The 6,234-nt window shown below is 49.5% G+C and carries 8 protein-coding genes; 3 read left to right on the forward strand and 5 right to left on the reverse strand.

Annotated features, from left to right (window positions below):
• Positions 1–23: 23 nt before the first annotated feature.
• The 3 genes from NT002_07240 to NT002_07250 all read left to right on the forward strand — a co-directional run bounded on the left by NT002_07240 (position 24) and on the right by NT002_07250 (position 2,655).
• A complete protein-coding gene (locus NT002_07240; GenBank protein MCX6829064.1) occupies positions 24–1,187 on the forward strand; it encodes an aminotransferase class V-fold PLP-dependent enzyme in 1,164 nt (387 codons plus the stop codon).
• Positions 1,188–1,279: 92 nt separating this feature from the next.
• The gene (locus NT002_07245; protein MCX6829065.1) at positions 1,280–1,693 is read left to right on the forward strand and encodes a DUF2914 domain-containing protein; all 414 of its coding nucleotides are present in this window, start codon (positions 1,280–1,282) and stop codon (positions 1,691–1,693) included.
• A gap of 233 nt (positions 1,694–1,926) precedes the next feature.
• On the forward strand, positions 1,927–2,655 hold the full coding sequence (locus tag NT002_07250; protein MCX6829066.1) for a class I SAM-dependent methyltransferase: 729 nt from the start codon (positions 1,927–1,929) through the stop codon (positions 2,653–2,655).
• Position 2,656: 1 nt separating this feature from the next.
• On the opposite strand, the gene NT002_07255 is transcribed toward NT002_07250, so the two are convergent.
• The 5 genes from NT002_07255 to NT002_07275 all read right to left on the reverse strand — a co-directional run.
• Positions 2,657–3,733, reverse strand: a complete 1,077-nt coding sequence (locus tag NT002_07255; protein MCX6829067.1) for a GDSL-type esterase/lipase family protein — start codon at positions 3,731–3,733, stop codon at positions 2,657–2,659.
• Positions 3,734–3,736: 3 nt separating this feature from the next.
• Positions 3,737–3,904 carry a DUF5989 family protein gene (locus NT002_07260; protein ID MCX6829068.1) on the reverse strand — a complete coding sequence of 56 codons (168 nt, stop codon included), beginning with the start codon at positions 3,902–3,904 and terminating at the stop codon, positions 3,737–3,739.
• A 45-nt stretch (positions 3,905–3,949) separates the two neighbouring features.
• Entirely contained in the window at positions 3,950–5,689 is a 1,740-nt protein-coding gene (locus tag NT002_07265) for a carbamoyltransferase (GenBank protein MCX6829069.1), read from the reverse strand.
• Positions 5,690–5,694: 5 nt separating this feature from the next.
• Positions 5,695–5,931, reverse strand: coding sequence for an SxtJ family membrane protein (locus NT002_07270; protein MCX6829070.1), 237 nt, complete (start codon positions 5,929–5,931; stop codon positions 5,695–5,697).
• A gap of 90 nt (positions 5,932–6,021) precedes the next feature.
• Positions 6,022–6,234, reverse strand: a 213-nt coding sequence (locus NT002_07275; GenBank protein ID MCX6829071.1) for a transposase, incomplete at its 5' end; no start/stop codon positions are given.

The following is a 6,234-nucleotide window of genomic DNA, read 5'->3' on the forward strand; positions in this document are numbered from 1 at the left end:
ATTGAAACTGTCGGAGCAACATAATGAATAGACTTCTTTTGGAGAAATTCCGCAAGGCTCGCAAACTCTTTCCGGTTACCGAGAAGAAACATGGGATAACATATTTCAATTCGGCCGGCACCGGCCCTCTCTGTCACCCGGTAAAAAAGGCCCTTTATGACTATTACGAAATGACACAGTACCTCGAAAAAAGTGTCATTGACCATGATGCTTTCGACAGTCTGGATAGAATTCGCCGGATAGGGAGTAATATCATTGGCGCCAGGCCGGAGGAGGTCGGGTTTGGGTTCAGCACTACTTTCGGCCTTAATATCGCCGCTTTCGGGCTGCCGCTCAAAAAGGGTGATGAGGTGCTTCTATCCGATATCGAATTCCCGGCCAATGTCTATCCCTGGCGGGCGCTTCGGGAAAGAGGAATCAAGGTGAAATTCCTCAAATCGATTGACCGGCGGTTTGATATAGAACGTTTCCGAAAAGGGATAAGCGGCAGAAGCAGGGTGCTTTCTCTTTCTTTTGTCCAGTTTTTCAACGGTTATAAAAATGATCTGGAGGAAATCGGGAAAATCTGCCGGAAGGAAGGGCTTTATTTTGTGGTCGACGGCATTCAGGGGTGCGGTGTTGAGCCTATTGATGTCCGGAAATGCGGGATTGATATCTTCTCTTCCGGGGCGCAAAAATGGATGCTTTCGCCGCTGGGAACCGGACTTTTCTATGTTCGGAAAGAGTTGCAGAAGAAGCTTACCACACCGCTGGCCAGCTGGCTGGCGGTCGATTGGAAACTCAATTTCAGCGACCTTTTCCATTATGATCTCCCCTGGTTCGACTCGGCCCGACGGTTCGAAATGGGCACATACCCCTATGCCCATGTTTTTGCCATGCGGGCCGCCCTAGAACTGATCAGTTCGTTGGGCGTGGGCAATATTCAGCGTCACAATCATCAGCTTCTGGACATCCTGATTGCCTATCTTCAGTCGAACCCTCATTACCGAATAACCTCCTGTTTGGAGGAAAGGCACCGCTCGGCCATTTTGACTTTCACCTGCGAGAATGCCCCGAAAGTGCATCAGGAACTGGTTCGGTCGAAAATTGTCTGTTCGTACCGGGAGGGATCAATCCGGACTGCCGTGCACCTATTTAACGACCGTGCGGACGTGCGGCGCTTGATCGACGTGCTTGATCGTTTCTAAAATCTTAAAGATTCTTCTTGCGCCATAAGGCGCCGAATATTATCATTTACCGGCTTATTTGTCTTTTATTTTTGAGGAAAGGAATGGTTGATATGATTAGAAAGCTGCTTTGGGCTGTGATAGCCCTGGCATTTCTGATGCCGGCGGCAGTTCTGGCACAGGCGCCTGCCGCCACACTTGGGGTTGAGGCCCAGCTTTGCGCCGGTGTGCAGGAGCGGATGCCGACCGGGATGGCCGATAGTTTCACCCCAGAGGTGGGGCAGGTTTATCTCTGGTGCAAAGTCACCGGCGGATCCGGCAGTTCGACTATCAAGCATGTTTGGTCCTACAACGGGCAGGAAAAGGCCACGGTGGAATTGACGGTAAACGGCTCCTCATGGCGAACCTGGAGCGCCAAGAAGATTCTTCCGGAATGGACCGGCGACTGGAGTGTCAAGGTTGTCGATGCTTCCGGCAATGTTTTAAAGGAGCTGTCATTCAAGATAGCCGCACCGGCGACACAGTAAGGCTGCAAGATTACTATATGCGCCGCCGGGGGATATTTCCCGGCGGCGTTTTTTTACAATTTGCGATATAGTCTTGCAGCATTGCGTCATTATTCCGCCGATCAAATAAGCTCTACATAGCGAGACGCAGAGAGGACATCGACATCTAATGAGTCGCGAAGATGCGGAACAAGCCGAGCAGGGCAGCGTAATGCTTAATAAATAGATAATATTTAATATTGGAATATATGGCTATGGATATTCTGAAGGAAAGACTTCAGAGATGGCACGGGGGGCGGGTGCTTGATGTCGCCACCGGGCGAGGGGCTTTTGTGGAATACCTGATGGCCTCGCTGGCCGACTACCACCAGATAATCGGAATCGATTTATCGGAAAGCAATGTCAATACGGCCAGAGAGCATTTGGGCAGCGACAAGGTCAATTTCGAGGTGATGGATGCCGGAAAGATGACTTATGCCGACGACTCTTTTGATACCATAGCCATTGCCTATTCGCTTCACCACCTGAATCATATCGACGACATTCTGGGGGAAATGAAGAGGGTGCTCAAACCGGGCGGCCTTTTCCTGATCTGCGAAATGTACCGCGATAACCAGACCGAAAAACAGCTCACCCATGTCTATCTTCACCATTGGTGGGCGGAAATCGACCGCACGAACGGCATAATCCACAATGAGACTTTTACCCGGCAGGAAATCATTGATAAGGTGCGGAAGCCTGCTCCGGGAGAACTGGAAATATTCGATCTGACCGGGGTCGATAGTGATGCCTATGATGACGATAAGCTGACCGATGAATTTCTTAAGATATGCGACCAGTATATGGGCAAAATAAAAGAGTGTCCTGACCGGCAGCGGCTCATGGAAAAGGGGATGGAACTGAAGAAGAGAGTCCTTGCGGTGGGCTTTCAGGGGGCAAGCACCCTTTGTGTCCTGGGGCACAAACCCGGACGCCCGATCTGAATTACTTCCGTTGTAACAGAAACGGATTGGCTTTGAGATATTGGTAAATCGCCTCGGCGGCGATGCGATGACCCTCGGCGTTAAAATGAATCGGGTCTTTGGGGGCATTGTCGTAGAGATTATCGTATTTATTGAATTCCTGAGCGATATCAATTAAGTCGGCACTATTATTCCGGGCTGCCAGGCGTGTCTGCATATTGTAATATTCATGATAATCATGCATGGGCGAGTTGCTGCGGGCCGGGTAATATTTGTCCAGTGAGGGAATTGGCGAGGTAAGAAGGATCGGTTTTATCCGTTCGACTCGGGCATAATTTACGATGGCATTGAGATTGTCATAGAAATCCGCAAAAGAGACACGATAGACCGGTTTCTGACGGTTGAGCTCCTCGCTAAGCGGTTTTTCGACGGCGGATAACAGGAGTTTTTTGGTCATGCGATATATTTTGAGACGGGAGAGCAGATTCTGAATATCAATGATACTCTGCCGGGGGAGTTTTTGCTCGTCATCAGGGATATTCCCGGCCGCCGCCCACTGGTCATTCCAGGCGAACATGGCCAGTACGATATCCGGTTTGAGGGGAACGATATCCGACTGGAAAAACCTCCGCCCCTGAAAGCTGCTATACCCCGGAATACCGGCGTTAATAACTTCCACTTTTGGGAGCGATGGGTCGGCGTTGATCATCATCTCCAGTTGTTTGACATAGGTCTGGTTGTCGGCCATCCCCCAGCCGAAAGTGCAGGAGTTTCCCAGAAACATCAAACGTATCCTGTCCGATTTGGGGGGAATTCCATCGCCTCGTAAACCATAGGAATTGATGCGATATCTTTTCCCTTCGAAAAAGCGGGAAGTGATGTCCAATGAGGGGCGAAAACGCCAGAACAGGTCATGGTCTTTCTTGAAAACCTCGGGGTAATCAAGAGAGCGATTGACCAGAAAGAAACGATTTTCGAAATAGGTATCGACCGGAATTATGGTGAATATTATTTCCGTAATCAGAATAAAGGCGGGGACAGAGAGCGATAGCAGGGCGATTTTCCAGAGACAGCCCTTCTTTCGTTCGGCATCGGCCATAGACTAGAAAAGGGAATAGATAAAGGGAGCCAGCGCCGATGATTCGGCGAAAATTATCAGCAGGGAAAGAAGTATCAGAAACAGAATAATCGGGCCCATCCACCAGCGTTTGGAGGTTTTCAGAAAATACCAAAATTCGCCGAATATTTTGAGACGCTCTCTTATAGCCATACAATACTAATATAATTAGGTTGGGGAATAGGGCAACCGGTTTTTTTAATCCTCTTTAGTAGCGATTCTGAGATTTTCGAATTTTCCGGCCGGGAGAGTCTCTTTTGCCAGGGCACAGTTTTCCATGACCAGAGCATCAATGCCCGAGGAAATGAAAGTGGCGAAAGCCTCTTGCGGGGTTCGAACAATCGGTCTTCCTCGAAGATTGAACGAAGTATTGAGCAACACCGCGACTCCGGTCCGCCGTTCGAATTCTTTCAGTATGCCGTACAACCTCGGGTTTTGTTCGCAGTTTACGGTCTGAATTCGCGCGGTGCCGTCAATATGGGTAACCGCCGGAATCTTCTCGCGTTGATCCGGTTTGACATCAAAATTGAATAACATATACGGTGAGGATTTTCCATTCTCAAAATAGGCCGATACTTTCTCCTCGAGAACGACCGGCGCAAAGGGGCGGAACGGCTCGCGGTATTTGACCGCGGAATTGATTCTGGCTTTCATTGCCGCATCTTGCGGTGAGGCCAGTATGGAGCGGAAGCCGAGCGCCCGGGGGCCGAATTCCATCGGACCGTAAAGAAGAGCGACTATTTTCCCCTGTGACAGCCAGCCGGCGATATAATCGATCAATTCCGTTTCAGGTCTGATACTGTATGGTGCGCCGATCCCCGTCAAATATTTCTCTATATCCTCATTATTGTATGACGGACCCAGAGTGAAATAGGGCTGGTTATTTATTTTATCGGCACCGGTCAGGGAGTAGTACATATAGAGGGCGGCGCCGACCGCGCCACCGCAGTCGGAGGCGGCCGGCTGAATATGGATATTGTCGAAAATTCTCTTCTGAAGCAGGTGCCCCGCGGCGGTACAATTAAGCGCCACCCCGCCGGAAAGGCAAAGATTATTCTCCCCCGTTATCTTTTTGGCATGATTGGCCATTTTCAGGATAATTTCCCCGGTGACCTCCTGAATCGAGGCGGCCAGATCACGATCGGAATCGGTCAGCTCCGACTCGGGATTGCGTCTTGTACGGCCGAAAAGTTTATCAAAGCGGCGGCCGGTCATCTCCAGGCCATAGTGATATTTGAAATATTTCATGTTGAGATGGATGGAGCCGTCATCGAATATCTGCACCAGTTCTTTACGGATCAGCTCGGCGTAAAGCGGCCGGCCGTACGGCGCCAGCCCCATGACCTTGTACTCCGCCGAATTGACCTGAAAGCCGAGAAAATAGGTGAAAGCCGAGTAGAGAAGCCCCACCGAATGGGGATAATTCATCGCCCATGAAAGCTCAATCCGGTTTCCCACTCCTTTGCCGATTGATGCCGTCGCCCACTCGCCGACCCCATCGATAGTCAATATCGCGGCCCGCTCGAAGGGAGAGGTGTAATATGTCCCGGCGGCATGTGAGAGATGGTGCTCCACAAAATAGATTGGGCCTTTGTATTGCAGTTCCTTCTTGATGATAGAGGGAAGCCATAGTTTCCGGCGCAACCAGACCGGAATTGCTTTCCGAAACGCCGGATAAGATTTGGGAACAGTCTGAAAGTAACTCTGGAGAATGCGGTCAAACTTAGTGAACGGTTTATCATAGAAAACGATGCCATCGATATGGCTGATATCCAAATTTTCTTTCTCAAGGCAGAATCGAATCGCATTGATTGGAAACTCCGGGTCATGTTTTGTCCCGGTGAAGCGCTCCTCTTGCGCCGCAGCTCTTAAGGCGCCATCGACCACAAGCGCCGCCGCCGCATCATGATAAAAGCAGGATATCCCCAGTATATTCATACCAATCAACTCTGATGAGTAGCTTTCTTCTCATCAAACTGTCCGAGGTTGGTCTTCTGCCAGTTGCTTTGATGCTTTTTTCTTATTCTCAGGGAGTCAAAGCCGAAGAGTCTCATAATCAATCCGCAGAGGGTGAAAACCAGGAAATAGAAGAGAAAGAGGATAAGTTCGGCCTGCACCGCTCCGAGTATGCGGCCGAACCTTTTCCACCCCGCCCAGATTCTGGAGAGTAGGATTTTCATGGGGGTAAATTATGTATTTAGCAGGGGCATAGCAAGTACCGGTAATGTCAATATTAGTGTGGAAATTGGTATATCCTTTTTTTCATTTATTTAGGCTGCTTTTTGTATCATGTTTTTGATGGTTTTTATTATTTCATTGTTTCTGTGCCATTTATGATTGATATAGTTGAATAAAGCATAAACGATTCTCCGGCAGCTTGGGGCGTTTTGGAAATATCCCATTATTTTCAGACGCCGTCTTACCTCACGGAAGGCTCTCTCGATGACGTTGGTGGTTCGGATGAGTTTACGGATCTGCTGGGG

Source organism: Candidatus Zixiibacteriota bacterium (genome assembly GCA_026397505.1).
Classification (GTDB): domain Bacteria; phylum Zixibacteria; class MSB-5A5; order GN15; family PGXB01; genus JAPLUR01.